Below are 17,811 nucleotides of genomic sequence, written 5' to 3' on the forward strand. Positions count from 1 at the left end.
CATGAGTGTTCAGCTTATTTTTAAGATTGCGGCAGTCGGGATCCTCGTCTCGGTACTATGTCAGGTATTAAAACACAGTGGCCGGGAGGAACAGGCATTTCTGACAAGTCTTGCAGGGCTTCTGCTCGTACTGTTTTGGATTCTTCCCTATATTCAGGAACTGTTTCATTCCATTGAGCAGCTATTTTCCTTATAAGAGATGGAGAAGGGGGATACGAGTTGAATGCAGTACAGATTGGACTTGTGGGTGTGGCGGGCGCGCTGCTTGCGATTCAGTTTAAAAATGGAAAATCTGAGTATGGCATCTACCTAAGTGTGGCGGTCAGCATTTTCATTTTTCTGAATATTGTAGGGAGACTGGAGATTATCCTTGAGACGCTTCGTGCAATTGGAGATATGATCACGATTGACCGGGCGTATATCGGTACACTGCTAAAGATGGTGGGAATCACTTATGCAGCGGAATTTTCCTCTGGAATCTGCAAAGATGCCGGCTATCAGACGGTGGCATCCCAGATTGAGATTTTCAGTAAACTGACGATATTGGCGCTTGGCATGCCGATCCTGCTGGCGTTGTTGGAGACGATCCATGCATTTTTAACGTAGTGAAAATGGGAGTTGGGAGGAGGCACATGAAAGAGCAGAAACCGGTATGGGACAGAAAAAAAGCATGGTGGACAAGAATTCTGTTTGCGCTGCTGTTGCTTTTTTTGTCGACAGCGCATGCAGAGGCATCGGAGATAGAAGAAGAGCAGGCGCTTAAGGAGGCAAAGGAAGCTGTGGAGGAGGCTCTTTTCGGAGAGTTTGGCTTTGAGGAAGTGACAGGGGCGCTCGAAAGCATGTTCCCGGAAGGGAAGATGGATTTTTCCAAGATGGTGAAAGAGGTTGAAAAAGGAGATCTTCCGATGTCGTTTGAGGCGGCAGGACAGTTTGTGAAAGATCAGGTTGCCTATGAGTTTGGGCAGAGCAAAAAGAGTCTTGTGTATATATTGATGCTTGCAGTGATTGCGGCTGTATTTGCCAATTTTTCCGGTATATTTCCAAACCGCCAGATTTCAGAGATTAGTTTTTATCTTTTGTATCTTTTATTATTTAACGTGTGCTTAAATGGTTTTCGGATGATGACAGATCTTACAGCGCAGAGACTTACCATTTTGACTTCATTTATGAAGGTGCTTGGACCGGTCTACTTTCTCGCAGTAGCCGTTGCAAATGGGGGTGTGACATCGGCAGCGTTTTATAATCTGGTTTTATTTTTGATCTTTCTTGTGGAGCTTTTGATCTTGAATGTCCTGCTTCCATTTGTACAGGTCTATACCATATTGGAGTTATTGAATCATCTTTCTTCCGAAGAATATTTATCGAAAATGGCAGATCTGATCCACACGGGAATCGATTGGAGCATTAAGACACTTCTTGCATGTGTCGTTGGTCTGAATCTTGTTCAGGGAATGCTGCTTCCGGTGATCGATTCTGTCAAGAGAGGGGTGGTGACAAAGACTGCAGAGGCAATTCCCGGGATCGGAGATGCAATTGGAGGAATGACGGAGGTTGTTCTTGGGACAACCGTTCTTATCAAGAACAGTATCGGGATTACCGGCGCCATCATCTGCGTAGGAATCTGTGCGGTTCCGTTTTTGCAGGTCGCAGTGGTCGCATTTCTCTACAAACTGGTGGCGGCGGTGATCCAGCCGGTATCGGATCAGCGGATTGTCGGCTGCATTTCTGGAATCGGCAAAGGGTATCAGCTTCTGCTGAGGATAATCTTTACGACGGGATTACTGTTTCTACTGACGATCGTGATCGTCACAGCATCGACAACTTAATGCATTTGAAGGAGAGAAAGATGACAGAGGGACTGTATCAATGGGTGGAAAATATTGCGTTTTATATGGTGCTTATGACAGCGGCACTTCATTTGATCCCCGGTGATGGATACAGGAAGTATCTGAAGTTTTTTACAGGACTTTTATTGATCTTGCTTGTGATCAGTCCGCTGCTAAAGGTTGCCGGAATGGAAAAAACTTTTGAAGAAGTGTTTCAGAAGCATACTTATGAGGAGGAATTGCGAAAGATCGAGGAGCAGACAAAGTACCTTAAGGAAATCTGCCCGGAAGATTATCTTCCAAAAGACTATGGCGGCAACAATCCACAACAAGACAGAATGAAGGAAGAAGAAATCGCTGAGGAAAGAGAAAAAGAAGGAGGGGAAGAGTACAGTGAATAGGGAACGGTGGGACTGGAAATTTCCAGAAGGATTTCCTAAGAAACATCAACTGCTGGTCGTGCTTCTTGTCGGGATCCTTCTTGTGATCATTGCAATTCCGACTCCGAAACCGGGTGAAAGCTTGGAAAAAGAAAGAACGAGTGAGGCAGATGATAGAAAGACGACGGATTTGGATACGTATCGGGAAACGATGGAGCGGGAATTGGAAGATATCTTAAAACGGACCGAGGGTGTGGGAAGGGTGCGGGTGATGATTACGTTTCGCACATCGGCAGAGAAAGTCGTGGAGAAAGATTTGGAGAAAAGCGAGTCTGCAAGACGGGAGGAAACAGTGTTTGAAGATACTGCGCAAGGAGCACATACACCGTATGTGCGAAAGGAAGTACACCCTCAGGTGGAAGGAGTGCTTGTAAGTGCAGCCGGAGGGGATGATGCTGTCGTGCGAAAGGAAATCACGGAGGCAGTGCAGGCATTATTTGGTATTGAAACGCATAAAATTAAAATAATGAAGCAGAGTGATTCAAAGAAGGAGGGTTCATTTTGAAAAAACTATTTAAGAAGAATCAGGTAATCATTGCAACACTGGCAGTTATGATCGCGGTGGCGGGATACTTGAACTATTCCGGAAAGCTGTTTGGAGGAGCAGAAGGGAAGGAGACGAGCGGAGAACTGGCGAACAAAGAACTGCTTGATATCTCCGAGCAGGAGCTGGCTGAGACGGCAGGAGATATTGAGAGTACAGACAAGGAGGCAGCGCTGGAGGATTCGGTAGATGGAACACCGGGGGAGGCAGTACTTACAAGCGGAGAGGCGAATAAAGTAGTGGCAGAGGCAAAGGTTTCCAGAGAACAAGTGCGTGCAAAGAATAAGGAGACGCTTCAGGCGATCATTGATAATGCGGAGATCGGTGAAGAACAGAAGCAGCAGGCAGTTAATGAGATGATCCAGCTGACGGATCTGTCTGAGAAGGAAGTGGCAGTGGAGACACTTCTTGCATCGAAGGGATTTTCAGAGACGGTCGTCAATCTGACGGTGGACAGTGCAGATGTGGTTGTAAGCAACGCAGATCTGACAGATGCTAATCGTGCACAGATTGAAGATATCGTCACAAGAAAAACAGGGATTGCCCCGCAGAATATCGTGATCACACCGATACATAGTGGGGAAGAAGAGGCAAAGGCAGAAGAAAAATAGTTTTTGTTGATAAACAAAAAAAGAGTTGCTATAATAGAAACGTTGAAAAAAAGCAAAGCAGGAGAACATTATGTCAAATATTACGAATGAAATAAAGAAACGAAGAACATTTGCGATTATTTCTCATCCCGATGCCGGTAAGACGACATTGACCGAGAAATTTTTATTATACGGCGGCGCGATCAATCAGGCAGGATCTGTCAAAGGGAAGGCGACCGCAAAACATGCAGTATCAGACTGGATGGAGATTGAGAAAGAGAGAGGAATCTCAGTGACTTCCTCCGTGCTTCAGTTCAACTACGATGGATATTGCATTAACATTCTGGATACACCGGGACATCAGGACTTCTCGGAGGATACTTATCGTACACTGATGGCTGCGGATTCTGCGGTGATGGTGATCGATGCATCCAAAGGTGTGGAGGCGCAGACGAGAAAGCTATTTAAAGTCTGTGTAATGCGTCATATCCCAATCTTTACCTTTATCAATAAGATGGATCGTGAGGCGAGAGATACGTTTGAATTGCTGGACGATATCGAGAAAGAACTGGGGATTGCAACCTGTCCGGTCAACTGGCCAATCGGTTCCGGAAAGGCATTTAAAGGTGTCTATGACAGAGAACATCGGGAAATTGAACTGTTCTCAGATACACAAAAAGGAACAAAAATGGGAGAAGTGAAGAAAATTTCATTGGATGATCCGGAGCTGAGTACACTGATCGAGGAAGATGCACTTTCTCTTTTGGAGGAAGAAGTGGAACTGTTAGACGGAGCAAGTGCTGAGTTTGACCAGGAGCTGGTAAGCAAGGGAGAACTTTCTCCGGTATTTTTCGGCTCTGCGCTCACGAACTTTGGTGTGGAGACATTTTTACAGCATTTCCTTTCTATGACTTCTTCGCCGCTTCCGAGAAAGTCAGATAAAGGAGAGATTGACCCGATGACTGAGAAGGATTTCTCTGCATTTGTCTTCAAGATCCAGGCAAATATGAACAAGGCGCATCGTGACCGTATTGCGTTCATGCGGATCTGTTCCGGTGAGTTTGAGGCGGGCATGGAAGTATATCACATGCAGGGAGGAAGAAAGGTGCGTCTTTCTCAGCCGCAGCAGATGATGGCAAGTGAGCGGAAGATGGTAGAGAAGGCTTACGGAGGAGATATCATCGGTGTGTTTGATCCGGGAATCTTCTCGATCGGGGATACTCTTACGACTTCAGCAGAGCGGTTCTGCTATGAGGGAATTCCGACTTTTGCACCGGAACATTTTGCCAGAGTACGTCAGGTGGATACGATGAAGCGTAAGCAGTTTATCAAAGGAATTAATCAGATTGCTCAGGAAGGTGCGATCCAGATTTTTCAGGAGTACAACACCGGGATGGAAGAAATTATCGTCGGAGTTGTCGGTGTGCTTCAGTTTGACGTATTAAAATACCGTCTGGAAAATGAATACAATGTGGAGATCCGCATGGATCAGCTTCCATATGAGCACATCCGCTGGATTGAGAATACAGACATTGATCTTGATAAAGTAATCGGAACTTCTGACATGAAGAAGATCAAGGACTTAAAGGATCGTCCGCTTCTTCTGTTTGTCAATAGCTGGAGCATCCGTATGACACTGGATCGAAACGAGGGACTCGTTCTGTCTGAATTTGGCCGTTCTTAAAGTTTTTTGTTTGCAAATAATGAGAAATTTGTTATAATAACCATAACAGACAGCAAACCAGACAGGAGGTTTTAGAAATGGTAAAAGACGAAAGAAATACGTATACGATACATCAGGATCCGAATCTCGGGGAAGTAAAGATCGCCGATGAAGTAGTTGCGATCATTGCAGCTCTGGCAGCCACAGAGGTAGAAGGGGTTGCTTCCATGGCAGGAAATATCACAAATGACCTGATCGCACGACTGGGAATGAAGAATTTATCCAGAGGCGTGAAGGTGGATGTGCTGGAAGGAATCGTGACAGTATCTCTGGCACTTGTCCTGAAATATGGCTATAACATCATGGATGTGTCAGCAAAGATTCAGGAGAAAGTCAAAGCGGCGGTGGAGAATATGACCGGGCTTACCGTTGCGGATGTCAATATCCGTATTGCGGGTGTAGACATGGGTGAAGAATAGATTTGAAAAAATCACGGCTCACAGGGAGATTATGAAAGGTTTTTCATAATCTCTTTTCGTGTGCTGAATTCTATTTTGCAATATGGAAGGTTATGTAGTATAATAGAGCCTATCGAAGAGATAACCTTTGAAAAAACAGACAGTGAGGTATACAATGGGAAGATCAGAACTTAGAGAACACATTTTTAGAATATTATTCCGCATCGAGTTTCAACCGAAGGAAGAGATGGAAGAGCAGCTTGCACTTTATCTGGAAGAGCTGGAATCGGCAAAGGACACAGAGAAAGAATACATTCGCACAAAATATGCCGCAATTGCGGAGAAGGTGGAGATGATCGATGAGAAGATCAATGCTTCCGTGACAGGATGGAAGACATCCCGAATGGGAAAAGTAGACCTGACTATTCTTCGTCTTGCAGTTTATGAGATTGAGTGGGATGAGGAAGTGCCGCAGGGGGTTGCGATCAACGAGGCAGTAGAACTGGCGAAGAGATATGGTGGTGAAGAGAGTCCGTCTTTCATCAACGGAGTTCTTGGAAAGATCGTCAATTCGAGGTAGTGCCATGCGCAGTGTATATTCCGTCGGTCAAGTCAATTCTTACATTAAAAATATGTTTACACAAGATTTCATGCTTGGGCGCATCTATGTGAAAGGAGAAGTGTCAAACTGCAAATATCACACTTCCGGACATATTTATTTTTCCCTCAAGGATGAGACGGGGACGATCGCCTGCGTGATGTTTGCCGGACAGAGAGGCGGTCTTGCTTTTCGGATGAGAGAAGGGCAGCAAGTCATCGTTCTTGGAAGTGTCAATGTCTATGAGCGCGACGGCAGATATCAACTCTATGCGAAAGAGATCATCTTAGATGGGGCTGGATTGCTATATGAGAAGTTTGAGAAGCTGAAGCAGGAATTGGAAGAGATGGGGATGTTTGAGCAGGAATATAAGCGACCGATTCCTCCATTTGCCAGCACGGTTGGGATTGTAACAGCGCCTACGGGGGCGGCAATCCGGGATATCATTCATATTGCGTCCAGGAGGAATCCTTATGTGCAGCTGTATTTGTGCCCTGCACTTGTACAGGGAGAAGATGCTGCAGAAAGCATTGCAGACGGGATACGAAGACTGGATGCATTCGGCGTAGATGTAATCATTGTAGGAAGAGGCGGCGGTTCGATCGAGGATCTTTGGGCATTTAACGAGGAGATTGTTGCCCGGGCGATCTTTGCATGTCAGACCCCGGTCATTTCGGCGGTGGGACATGAGACCGACACAACAATCGCTGACTATGTAGCAGATCTTCGTGCGCCGACACCTTCTGCGGCAGCGGAGCTTGCGGTTTATGAATACGATGTTGTCCGCGTATATTTGGATGAGACGGAAAGGAAGCTAAAACGTGCACTTTCGCACGTGGTGGAAGAGAAGCGAAATCAGGTTATGCAGCGGGCGCAGAGGCTTTCTTATCTGCATCCGCAGGTGAAGCTAAATGAGAAACGGCAACAGGCAGTGGATTTGGAAGAACGGTTCAGGCAGAAGATGCAGGAGCGGTTAAAGGAAGCAAAGCACGGTCTGTCTGTGCGAGCAGAGCGTCTCAACGGACTTTCTCCGGTCAGAAAATTGGGACAGGGATTTTCTTATGTACAGAATGAGATTGGAGTCAATATTCGAAAAATCGAAGATGTCTGCCCAGGCGAACTCCTTTCCATTAAAGTGACAGACGGAACGATACACGCACAGGTGACGGAAGTGGAAAAGGAGGCGGAAGATGGTGGAAAGCACAGTCAAAGAGAATAGAACACTGGAGGAACTGTTTCAGGAACTGGATGGAATGATGCGGCAGATGGAAGAGCCGGGACTTTCTTTGGAACAGTCTTTTTCACTTTATCACAGAGGAATAGAACTCTTGAAGTCATGCAATGACAAGATCGATACAGTGGAAAAACAGATACAGATATTAGAAGAAAATGGAGAATACCATGAATTTTAGAGACGAGAAAAGAAAGAAAACAGAGGAGATCGAACAGATCCTAAAGGCGTATCTTCCTGTGCAGGAAGGAAAGCAGCAGGTCATCATGGAGGCGATGGAATACAGTCTGATGGCAGGAGGGAAAAGACTCCGTCCGATGCTTCTTTGGGAGACCTTCCAGATGTTTGGAAGTGCCGCAAAGACCGTCAGACCGTTCATGGCGGCAATCGAGATGATCCATACCTATTCGCTCGTACACGATGACCTTCCGGCGATGGATGATGATGATTACCGGAGAGGAAGGAAGACGACACACATCGTATACGGGGAAGACATGGGGATCCTTGCCGGAGATGCATTGTTAAATTATGCGTTTGAGACAGCATGCACTGCATTTGAGGAAGCGCCGGAGGAGGCAACCCGGATCGGGAAAGCACTTCAGGTGCTTGCAAAGAAAGCAGGTATCTATGGGATGATCGGAGGGCAGGTCGTAGATGTCAGTGCTTCTGGAAAGAATATCACAGAAGATATACTTTCTTTTATTTATGAGCTGAAGACAGGAGCGCTTTTAGAAAGTGCCATGATGATCGGTGCGATTCTGGCTGGAGCAGAAGAAGAGGAAGTTGCAGTGATCGAGCAGGTCGCGAAGAAGATTGGGATCGCATTTCAGATTCAGGATGACATTCTTGATGTTACAAGTACAGAAGAAGTGCTCGGCAAACCAGTTTTCAGCGATCAGAAGAATGAGAAGACGACTTATGTGACGCTCTTCGGATTAGAGAAAGCAAAAAAGGATGTAGAACAGATTTCTGAGGAGGCGATTGCTCTGTTAAGGAGTCTGCAGAGGGAGAATGCCTATCTGGAGCAGCTCTTGCAGGAGTTGATACATCGGGAGAAATAGAGGGAGTGCCTATGGTACTGGAAAAAATTCAGAAAGCAAATGATATAAAAAAATTAAAGCCGGAGGAGCTTGAAGTGCTTGCCCAGGAGATCCGGGATTTTCTGATCGAGAAAATCAGTGTGACTGGCGGACATCTGGCTTCTAATCTTGGCGTAGTAGAACTGACGATGGCGATGCACCTGATTTTTGACCTGCCGGAGGATAAGATTATCTGGGATGTGGGGCATCAGGCGTATACGCACAAACTGCTTACCGGCAGAAAAGCCGGGTTTGATGATCTGCGGAAGTATGGTGGGATGAGCGGGTTCCCAAAGCGGAAAGAAAGCGAATGTGATGCGTTTGATACCGGGCACAGTTCTACATCCATCTCGGCAGGACTTGGGTATGTAGAGGCACGGGAAATCCTAGGACAAGATCATAAGGTCATCTCTGTCATCGGGGATGGCGCCATGACTGGCGGGATGGCATATGAAGCACTCAACAATGCGGCAGGATTAAAGAGTAATTTTATTATTGTGCTCAATGACAACAATATGTCCATCTCAGAAAATGTAGGAGGCATGTCGAAGTATTTGGATGGTCTTCGAACAGCGAGTGCCTACACCGGATTGAAAAAGGGTGTGGAGGCGGCATTAGGGAAGCTGCCGTATATTGGAGCGAGAGTGACAGGACATATTCGGAAAGCAAAGAGTGGAATCAAGCAGCTGTTTGTTCCGGGAATGTTTTTTGAAGATATGGGGATCACCTATCTTGGCCCGGTGGACGGGCACGATCTTAAGGCATTGTGCCGGGCTTTTAAAGAAGCAGAGAAACTTCAGAATGCCGTATTGGTACATGTGATTACAACAAAAGGAAAAGGATATCTCCCGGCGGAGAAATATCCGTCCCAGTTTCATGGTACAGGTCCGTTTGATATTGAGACCGGACAGGCAAAGGAAAAAGCAGGGGAAGATTCTTACACCGATGTCTTTTCCAAAGTGATCTACCGAGAGGCGAAGAAGGAGCCAAAGCTGGTGGCGATTACCGCAGCGATGGCAGGCGGGACAGGATTGGTTCCATTTTCCAAAACCTACCGGGATCGATTTTTTGATGTGGGAATTGCAGAAGAGCACGCAGTGACATTTGCGGCGGGACTTGCAGCGGCAGGGCTTAAGCCGGTGGTTGCAATCTATTCCTCTTTTTTACAGCGAGCGTATGACCAGCTGATCCATGACGTCTGCCTGCAGAATCTCCCGGTTGTATTTGCAATCGACCGCGCAGGGCTTGTGGGGAGTGATGGAGAGACGCACCAGGGTGTGTTTGACTTATCATTTTTATCGACAATCCCAAATATGACGGTGATGGCGCCGAAAAACAAGTGGGAACTTGCGGATATGCTCCGTTTTGCAATCCAGTATCCGGGGCCGGTCGCGGTCCGTTATCCAAGAGGAACAGCGTATACAGGACTGGAAGAGTTCCGCGCGCTGATCGAATATGGAAAGAGTGAAGTGATCCAAGCTGGAGAAGGAATAGTTCTTCTCAGTGTCGGACATATGATGGAGACGGCCTTGCAGGTGAGTGATTCCTTAAGAGAGAGTGGAATTCAAAGCACACTGGTCAACAGTCGATTTGTCAAGCCGGTGGATGAAAAACTTTTGGAGGAACTTTCTAAGTCACATACACTTTACGTGACGATTGAGGAAAATGTACTGGCCGGAGGGTATGGAGCTCAGGTGCTTGCCTATGTGGAGAAGAAAAGACTTCCCGTTCAGGTAGAGTCCTTCGGAATTCCAGATGAGTATGTGGAACATGGAAATATAGAAGTATTAAGAAAAGAAGTAATGCTGGATGCGGATACGATCACAGAGCGGATCCTGTCCGTGTACCAGAAAAGACAGCAGGAGTAGAAATAGATGAAAGAGCGTTTAGATGTATTACTTGTAAAGCGGAATCTTGCAGAGTCAAGAGAGAAGGCGAAGGCGATCATCATGTCCGGCAATGTATTTGTGGAAGGACAGCGGGAGGACAAGGCGGGAACCACTTTCTCAGATGAGGTTCAGATTGAGATCAAGGGGCACACAATGCCGTATGTCAGCCGCGGCGGATTAAAGCTTGAGAAAGCAATCGCCAATTTTGATGTAGATCTGGAAGGAAAAGTCTGCACGGATGTTGGTTCTTCTACAGGGGGATTTACAGATTGTATGCTCCAGAATGGTGCGAGAAAGGTGTTCGCGATCGATGTAGGGAGAGGACAGCTTGCGTGGAAACTCAGACAAGATGACCGGGTTGTATGTATGGAGAAGACAAATATCCGGTATGTGACACCGGAAGATCTTGGAGAGGAAATTGATTTTTCTTCCATTGATGTGTCTTTTATCTCGCTGACAAAAGTGCTGGAACCGATCCGCAACTATTTAAAACCGGATGGGGAGATTGTTGCCCTGATCAAGCCACAGTTTGAGGCCGGAAGAGAGAAAGTAGGGAAGAAGGGAGTTGTCCGCGAGAAAAGTACTCACCACGAGGTGATCGAACTGGTCACGTCCTATGCGGCATCAATCGGATTTCAGATTCTCGGCATTGAATTTTCGCCGATCAAAGGACCGGAGGGAAATATTGAATATCTGGTACATTTAAAGAAAAGCGAAGTGGGAAGCAATCTGCCGGATATGGAAGGTGCACTATATCAGGTAGTGGAGGCGGCATTTGAGGCGCTGGCAAAATAAAAGCGAGAGAGGTACGTTATGGAAACGTTTTACATCATTACGAATTACAGTAAAGATGAAAATTATGAGGTGACAAGGCAGATACAAGATTATATAGAAAAGCGCGGCAGAACTTGTATCTTATGTGAGCGAGATGAAGAGGGCAATCTCCTTACAGACCAGATTCCAAAAGAGACAGACTGTGTCCTGACGCTGGGAGGAGACGGAACGTTGATCCAGGCGGTCAGAGAATTGAGGAACAAGCATCTTCCGTTGATCGGAGTGAATATGGGGACACTCGGATATTTGACAGAGATTGAACTTCCAAAGATCGAAGAAAGTCTGGAAAAGCTGTTTTGCGGGGCGTTTCTTCCAGAACGCCGGATGATGTTGCAAGGAAAGCTTGAAGGAAGAAAGGAAGATATCGCGCTCAACGATATTGTTGTGGCGCGTGCCGGAAGTATCCGTGTGATCCATTTCAATATTTATGTCAATGGACAGCTTTTAAATTCTTACCAGGCAGATGGAGTGATCATCTCGACGCCGACAGGCTCTACCGCGTACAACCTGTCAGCGGGCGGACCGATCGTGGAACCGACGGCAGAGATGTTTGTGATCACACCGATCTGTTCACACGCTTTAAATACAAGCAGTATCGTACTTTCGGCGGAAGACGAGATCGTGATCGAGATCGGAAAAGGAAAAGGAGATACGGTTGAGGAGGCGAGCGTGACGTTTGACGGAGCGGATGTGATTCTGGTCTATACAGGGGACCGTATTACGATCAGCCGTTCTGAAAAGACTGCCAAACTTTTAAAGTTGAGTGAGGAGAGTTTTCTGGAGACGCTGCGCAAGAAAATGAAAGGAAATTAAATAAGATGAAAGTAAGTCGGCATGCAAAGATTGTAGAATTAATCAACCAGTATAATATTGAGACCCAGGAAGAGCTGGCAGAACAGCTGAACAAAGCAGGTTTTCAAGTGACGCAGGCGACTGTTTCAAGAGATATCCGTGATCTGCGGCTTACGAAAGTTGCGGGGGAAAATGGAAAACAGAAGTATGTGATCCTTCAGGTTCCGGAAAAGGATATGAAGGAAAAATACATGCGGATTCTAAAAGACGGGTATGTTTCGATGGAGATGGCGCAAAATATACTGGTAGTCAAAACCGTATCCGGAATGGCGATGGCGGTCGCCGCATCCATTGATTCGATGCAGTGGTACGAAGTTGTCGGCTGTATTGCGGGAGATGATACGATCATGTGTGCAGTCCGCAGCACAGAAGAGACGAAAATTGTGATGGAAAAAATAAGAAAAATTGTATTGTAACGGCAGGAGAAACAGATGTTACAAAATTTACATGTAAAGAACCTGGCGCTGATCGATGAGATCGAAGTAGAATTTAAAAAAGGATTTAACATTCTGACAGGAGAGACCGGTGCCGGAAAATCAATTATTTTAGGCTCTATCGGATTGGCACTTGGCGGGAAGTATTCTGCTGAGATGCTGCGAAAAGGAGCTGCTTACGGATTAGTAGAACTGGTATTTACTGTGGAACATCCGTCCCAGGAGGCACAGCTGAGAGCACTTGATATTTATCCGGAAGAGGGACAATTGATCTTAAGCAGAAAACTGATGGATGGACGAAGTGTCAGCAAGATCAATGGGGAAACGGTAACAACACGGATTCTAAAAGATGTGGCGACGATTCTGATCGACATTCACGGACAGCATGAGCATCAGACATTGATCCACCGGAAGAATCATCTTGCTTTTTTAGACTTGTTTGCAAGAGAAGAGATCGGAGATCTGAAAGATAAGGTCAAAGAGGCATGGAACAGCTGCAAGGAGAACGAAAAAGAACTTGCACTTGCGATCAAAGATGAGGACAGCAGGAGGAGAGAGGAAGATTTTCTTTCTTTTGAGCTGGAGGAGATTACAAAGGCAGAGTTAAAACCTGGTGAAGATGATTTGTTGGAGGAACAGTATAAGCGGATGCTGACCGGGAGACGGATGGCGGAGCATATGGAGGAAGCTTATGCTTATACAAGTGACAATGGCGGAGGAAATGCTGCAGACTGCATTAGTCGGGCAGTTCGTATTTTTCAGGAAATTTCCGGCTGTGATCCACTGGCAGAAAGTTTGTATGAGCAGTTGTCAGAGATAGAGAATCTGTTAAATGATTTTAACCATGAACTTTCTGCGGCGAGAAACTCTGTAGAATTTTCCCCGGAAGAATTCCAGGAGGTGGAGATCAGGCTCAATGAGATCAATCGTTTGAAATCCAAGTATGGAAATTCTGTGGAAGAGATCGAAAAATACGCCGGTCAGGTGGAGGAAAAGCTGGAAAAGCTTCATGACTATGAAAATTATATTGCATCCCTTCAAAAAAAATATGAGGAATCCTGTAGAAAACTGGAAGTTCTTGCGGATGAACTGTCGGAGATTCGACAAAAACAGGCACAGATTTTCGTGGAGAGGATCCGGCTCGGCCTGAAAGATTTAAATTTCCTCGATGTGCAGTTTGAAATGAAGTTTACCAGACTTTTGGAATGCAGGGAAGATGGGATCGATGAGCCAGAATTTCTTGTGTCGATGAATCCTGGAGAGCCGCTGCGGCCACTGGGCATGGTGGCATCCGGAGGAGAATTGTCGAGGATCATGCTTGTGATCAAAACAGTTCTCGCATATCGAGAAGAGATTGCTACATTGATCTTTGACGAGATTGACACTGGAATCAGTGGGATTACTGCGGGAAAAGTTGCAGAGAAGATGGGAATGCTTGCAAAAGAGTATCAGGTCATTTGTATTACGCACCTTGCGCAGATTGCAGCGATGGCAGATGCCCATTATGTGATCGAGAAGACGGTGCAGGATGGGGTGACAAAGACTGCGATCAATGAGTTGACGGAGGAAGAGTCTGTGGCAGAACTTTCCAGATTGCTCGGAGGATCTGCAGTGACAGAGTCGATCCGGCAAAGCGCTGTTGAATTGAAAAAAATGGCAGAACTTTCCAAAAGAAAATCAGAGTGAATCAGATAAAATTCCATATACTAAGGCAGACATGAAAGTGTCTGTCTTATTTTTCTCCAAAGGAAGGTTTTGGAATCTTGCGGAAGAAAAAATATACTGTGAGGAATGTACAGTCGTGCAATCTTTTTATGTTGGGAGGAATGAAGTGTGAGAAAATACTGGTATCGGAGGAGTCTGATGATCCTTCTTCTGTTCACGGTGCTGGTAGGCGGTGGCGCCTGCATCGTAAAATATCAGACAATCTCGCAGAAAAGAGAAGTGAGTACGGAGGAAATCAGCGAGGAATATCTGATTCCCGGGGGAATGCCAATCGGGATATATATGGAGACGAACGGTGTGATGGTGCTGGGAACAGATGCGATCGAGGGGGCAGACGGAGATAAATATAAACCGGCAGATCATATCGTTCGACAGGGAGATTATATTACAGGGATCAATGATGAGGTGATCACAAACAAAAAAGAATTGATTGCGGCAGTAAAAAAGCTTGATGATGAAAATGTTGTGCTTCATCTTCGCAGAAAAGACCAGCCCGTAGATGTGCGGCTGAAGGCAGTGGAAAGCAGTGAGGAAGAATATCGTCTCGGAATCTGGGTGCGGGACAATGCCCAGGGACTTGGCACAGTGACTTTCTTAAATGGAAATAGTCAGTTTGGTGCACTTGGGCATGGAATCCACGATGTAGATACCAATGAGCTTTTGGAAATCGCCAAAGGAAGTCTCTACGAAACAAGTATCAGTGCAATCCAGAAAGGGGAGGATGGAAGTCCAGGCGGGATGGAAGGTGTGATCGTGTACAACCGATATAATATTCTCGGGGAGATCACGGAAAATACAGATGCGGGAATATTCGGTACGGTAGACCGGATCCATGAATTATTTGCGGATGAGACACCGCTGAAAGCAGGGAGAAAGACAGAGATCCAAAGAGGACCGGCAAAAATCAGGTGCTGTGTAGATGGTGTTGTCAGAGAATATGATGTCAATATATTGAAAGTGGATCTCTCGGAGCGGGAAGTCAATAAGGGGATCGTGTTGGAAGTGACAGATAAAGAACTTCTTGAGAAGACGGGCGGGATTATCCAGGGGATGAGCGGAAGCCCAATCATCCAGAATGACAAGATCATTGGAGCGGTAACTCATGTGTTTGTGCAGGATGCGAAGAAAGGCTATGGTATTTTTATCGAAAATATGTTGGAACATGTAAAATCCTGACAGGACTGTCGAATAATGAGGAACCCTTTTTCTTGATTCGCCACCTATGGCAAGTCTATAATGAATGCTGTGGAATGAAGGCAGAAATTGAAGGAGGATGTAGCCATGGGAAAACTGAATGTAGCTATTGCTGACGATAATGAGAGAATGTTGGATCTTCTTGGGGAACTGATCGATCGGGACAAGGAACTGACACTGGTTGGAAAAGCGAACAATGGGGAGGATATGTGCAAAATTATAGAACAAAAACAGCCGGATGTCGTCCTTTTGGATCTGATCATGCCGAAAATGGACGGATTGAGTGTGATGGAACAGATCAATACAGATAAAAAAATCAAAAAGCATCCGAGTTTTATCGTTGTGACAGCTGTCGGACAGGAACAAATGACAGAAGATGCCTTTGAAAAAGGAGCGAATTACTATATTATGAAGCCATTTAACAACCGGATGCTGTTAGATAAGATCAAACATGTAAATCGAGTTTACCGCCCGGCAGCCCCGGACCGGGAACTGGAAAGCAGCAGGAAAGATCTGCCGGAGTATGATCTTGAGGAAGAAGTAACCGATATGATTCACGAGATTGGGATTCCGGCACACATCAAAGGATATCATTATCTGCGGGATGCGATCATAATGGCTGTGGAAGATATGGATGTGCTAAATGCAATTACAAAAATCCTCTATCCGACCGTTGCGAAGAAAAATCAGACAACATCAAGCCGGGTAGAGCGGGCGATCCGCCATGCGATTGAGGTGGCATGGACGAGGGGAAAATTGGAGACGATCGACGAAATGTTCGGATATACGGTCAGCAGCGGAAAGGGGAAACCGACTAACTCGGAATTTATCGCACTTCTTGCGGATACTATCCGTCTGAGAGGAAGACGCAGGCAGCTTGTGGAATAAAAAGGACTCAGTTCTATCTTATGTCTTTTCATTTTTCTGAAAATACGATATAATAACAGAAAGTAAAAAGTTTGGAGGGAATCATATGAAAAGGATTTTGTTCGCAGCGTCAGAGTGTGTGCCGTTTATCAAGACCGGGGGACTTGCAGATGTTGTAGGTTCGCTGCCGAAATACTTTGATAAAGAGAAGTATGATGTCAGAGTCATGCTTCCAAAATATATGTGTATGAAAGAAGAGTGGAAAGAAAAATTAGAGTATCGGACTCATTTTTATATGGACTTGAACTGGAGAACGCAGTATGTCGGTGTGTTGGAATATGTGCACGATGGTGTGACATTTTATTTTATTGACAATGAATTTTATTTTAATGGGTTTGCCCCTTATGGCAATATCTATGAAGACATTGAGAAATTTGCCTTTTTCTCCAAGGCAGTTTTAAGTACGCTTCCGGTGATCGATTTCCGGCCGGATATCATTCATTGCCATGACTGGCAGACAGGGTTGATCCCGATTTATCTTGATAATTTCCGGTATTCCAATGAATACTATCGGAACATTAAGACGATCATGACGATACATAATCTGAAATTCCAGGGAACGTGGGATACAAAGACGGTGAGGGATATCACAGGATTGCCGGATTACTATTTTGTTCCGGATAAGCTTGAAGCATACAAGGATGCCAACTATCTGAAAGGCGGAATTGTCTATGCAGATCGCATTACAACGGTGAGTAACTCTTATGCAGAGGAGATCAAGATGCCGTTTTATGGAGAAAATCTTGATGGGCTGATGCGTGCACGGGCAAACTGCCTGCAGGGAATCGTGAATGGAATAGATTATGATGTCTATAATCCAAAGACAGATGAATTGATTACGAATAACTTCTCGGTGGAAAATTTCCGCAAAGAGAAAGCAAAAAATAAACTGGCGCTTCAGGAAGAACTTGGACTGGAGAAAAACGCAAAGACCATGATGATCGGAATCGTATCAAGACTGACAGACCAGAAAGGATTGGATCTGATTGCCTATATGATGGATGAGTTATGTCAGGAGAATATCCAGCTTGTCGTACTTGGAACCGGAGAAGAACGCTATGAGAATATGTTCCGCCATTTTGCATGGAAGTATCAGGGAAAAGTCTCGGCGAACATTTATTATTCAGAAGCACTGTCACATAAGATCTATGCATCCTGCGATGCGTTTTTAATGCCATCACTATTTGAACCATGTGGATTAAGTCAGCTGATGAGTCTGCGCTACGGAACACTTCCGATCGTGCGAGAGACGGGAGGACTGAAAGATACGGTGGTTCCGTACAATGAATTTGACAAGACCGGAACCGGATTCAGTTTTGCAAACTACAATGCACATGAGATGATGGACATCATACGTTATGCAGAACATATTTATTATGATAAGAAGAGAGATTGGAATAAGATTGTAGAACATGCAATGCAGCAGGATTTTTCCTGGGATAATTCTGCAAAACAGTATGAGCAGTTGTACGATGATTTGATCTAAGGCACACCCAAAATAACAGCATGAGAATATTGCAGCTAAGG

The 17,811-nt window shown here is 45.5% G+C and carries 20 protein-coding genes; all 20 read left to right on the forward strand.

Annotated features, from left to right (window positions below; genetic code table 11):
• Nucleotide 1: 1 nt before the first annotated feature.
• The 20 genes from spoIIIAC (at nucleotide 2) to glgA (ending at nucleotide 17,770) form a co-directional block, all read left to right on the forward strand.
• The gene (gene spoIIIAC / locus ACGG81_RS06740) at nucleotides 2-196 is read left to right on the forward strand and encodes a stage III sporulation protein AC (protein WP_008975814.1); all 195 of its coding nucleotides are present in this window, start codon (nucleotides 2-4) and stop codon (nucleotides 194-196) included.
• A gap of 23 nt (nucleotides 197-219) precedes the next feature.
• On the forward strand, nucleotides 220-606 hold the full coding sequence (locus tag ACGG81_RS06745) for a SpoIIIAC/SpoIIIAD family protein (protein WP_008975813.1): 387 nt from the start codon (nucleotides 220-222) through the stop codon (nucleotides 604-606).
• Nucleotides 607-632: 26 nt separating this feature from the next.
• On the forward strand, nucleotides 633-1,826 hold the full coding sequence (locus ACGG81_RS06750) for a stage III sporulation protein AE (RefSeq protein ID WP_390110293.1): 1,194 nt from the start codon (nucleotides 633-635) through the stop codon (nucleotides 1,824-1,826).
• A gap of 20 nt (nucleotides 1,827-1,846) precedes the next feature.
• Complete coding sequence (locus tag ACGG81_RS06755; protein ID WP_009261754.1) at nucleotides 1,847-2,227, forward strand: stage III sporulation protein AF; 381 nt, start codon at nucleotides 1,847-1,849, stop codon at nucleotides 2,225-2,227.
• A complete protein-coding gene (locus tag ACGG81_RS06760; protein ID WP_009261755.1) occupies nucleotides 2,220-2,771 on the forward strand; it encodes a hypothetical protein in 552 nt (183 codons plus the stop codon). The genes ACGG81_RS06755 and ACGG81_RS06760 overlap by 8 nt, the downstream gene beginning before the upstream one ends.
• Nucleotides 2,768-3,421, forward strand: a complete 654-nt coding sequence (locus ACGG81_RS06765; RefSeq protein WP_008975809.1) for a SpoIIIAH-like family protein — start codon at nucleotides 2,768-2,770, stop codon at nucleotides 3,419-3,421. The genes ACGG81_RS06760 and ACGG81_RS06765 overlap by 4 nt, the downstream gene beginning before the upstream one ends.
• Before the next feature lie 70 nt (nucleotides 3,422-3,491).
• Nucleotides 3,492-5,084 carry a peptide chain release factor 3 gene (locus ACGG81_RS06770; RefSeq protein WP_008975808.1) on the forward strand — a complete coding sequence of 531 codons (1,593 nt, stop codon included), beginning with the start codon at nucleotides 3,492-3,494 and terminating at the stop codon, nucleotides 5,082-5,084.
• Between the two features lie 77 nt (nucleotides 5,085-5,161).
• On the forward strand, nucleotides 5,162-5,542 hold the full coding sequence (locus ACGG81_RS06775; protein ID WP_008975807.1) for an Asp23/Gls24 family envelope stress response protein: 381 nt from the start codon (nucleotides 5,162-5,164) through the stop codon (nucleotides 5,540-5,542).
• A gap of 154 nt (nucleotides 5,543-5,696) precedes the next feature.
• Nucleotides 5,697-6,101, forward strand: coding sequence for a transcription antitermination factor NusB (gene nusB / locus ACGG81_RS06780; protein ID WP_009261757.1), 405 nt, complete (start codon nucleotides 5,697-5,699; stop codon nucleotides 6,099-6,101).
• A 4-nt stretch (nucleotides 6,102-6,105) separates the two neighbouring features.
• A complete protein-coding gene (xseA, locus tag ACGG81_RS06785) occupies nucleotides 6,106-7,338 on the forward strand; it encodes an exodeoxyribonuclease VII large subunit (protein ID WP_016438982.1) in 1,233 nt (410 codons plus the stop codon).
• Nucleotides 7,310-7,531 carry an exodeoxyribonuclease VII small subunit gene (gene xseB, locus ACGG81_RS06790; RefSeq protein WP_120105664.1) on the forward strand — a complete coding sequence of 74 codons (222 nt, stop codon included), beginning with the start codon at nucleotides 7,310-7,312 and terminating at the stop codon, nucleotides 7,529-7,531. The genes xseA and xseB overlap by 29 nt, the downstream gene beginning before the upstream one ends.
• On the forward strand, nucleotides 7,521-8,411 hold the full coding sequence (locus tag ACGG81_RS06795; protein WP_009261760.1) for a polyprenyl synthetase family protein: 891 nt from the start codon (nucleotides 7,521-7,523) through the stop codon (nucleotides 8,409-8,411). The genes xseB and ACGG81_RS06795 overlap by 11 nt, the downstream gene beginning before the upstream one ends.
• Nucleotides 8,412-8,422: 11 nt before the next feature.
• Nucleotides 8,423-10,297: a 1-deoxy-D-xylulose-5-phosphate synthase gene (gene dxs / locus ACGG81_RS06800; RefSeq protein WP_390110298.1), complete on the forward strand. Its 1,875-nt coding sequence runs from the start codon at nucleotides 8,423-8,425 to the stop codon at nucleotides 10,295-10,297.
• 6 nt (nucleotides 10,298-10,303) lie between these two features.
• Nucleotides 10,304-11,113 carry a TlyA family RNA methyltransferase gene (locus ACGG81_RS06805; RefSeq protein WP_009261762.1) on the forward strand — a complete coding sequence of 270 codons (810 nt, stop codon included), beginning with the start codon at nucleotides 10,304-10,306 and terminating at the stop codon, nucleotides 11,111-11,113.
• Nucleotides 11,114-11,131: 18 nt separating this feature from the next.
• On the forward strand, nucleotides 11,132-11,965 hold the full coding sequence (locus ACGG81_RS06810) for an NAD(+)/NADH kinase (protein ID WP_390110301.1): 834 nt from the start codon (nucleotides 11,132-11,134) through the stop codon (nucleotides 11,963-11,965).
• Between the two features lie 5 nt (nucleotides 11,966-11,970).
• Nucleotides 11,971-12,420 (forward strand): arginine repressor, encoded by a 450-nt coding sequence (argR, locus tag ACGG81_RS06815; protein WP_008975799.1) that lies wholly within the window; start codon nucleotides 11,971-11,973, stop codon nucleotides 12,418-12,420.
• Nucleotides 12,421-12,435: 15 nt separating this feature from the next.
• Nucleotides 12,436-14,124 carry a DNA repair protein RecN gene (gene recN, locus ACGG81_RS06820; protein ID WP_390110303.1) on the forward strand — a complete coding sequence of 563 codons (1,689 nt, stop codon included), beginning with the start codon at nucleotides 12,436-12,438 and terminating at the stop codon, nucleotides 14,122-14,124.
• 177 nt (nucleotides 14,125-14,301) lie between these two features.
• Nucleotides 14,302-15,339 (forward strand): SpoIVB peptidase, encoded by a 1,038-nt coding sequence (spoIVB, locus tag ACGG81_RS06825; RefSeq protein ID WP_390110353.1) that lies wholly within the window; start codon nucleotides 14,302-14,304, stop codon nucleotides 15,337-15,339.
• A 105-nt stretch (nucleotides 15,340-15,444) separates the two neighbouring features.
• The gene (gene spo0A, locus ACGG81_RS06830; RefSeq protein WP_008975795.1) at nucleotides 15,445-16,245 is read left to right on the forward strand and encodes a sporulation transcription factor Spo0A; all 801 of its coding nucleotides are present in this window, start codon (nucleotides 15,445-15,447) and stop codon (nucleotides 16,243-16,245) included.
• 85 nt (nucleotides 16,246-16,330) lie between these two features.
• Nucleotides 16,331-17,770: a glycogen synthase GlgA gene (glgA, locus tag ACGG81_RS06835; RefSeq protein WP_008975794.1), complete on the forward strand. Its 1,440-nt coding sequence runs from the start codon at nucleotides 16,331-16,333 to the stop codon at nucleotides 17,768-17,770.
• Nucleotides 17,771-17,811 lie beyond the last annotated feature (41 nt).

It is taken from the genome of Faecalimonas umbilicata (genome assembly GCF_042846195.1).
Taxonomy (GTDB): Bacteria; Bacillota; Clostridia; order Lachnospirales; family Lachnospiraceae; genus Faecalimonas; species Faecalimonas umbilicata.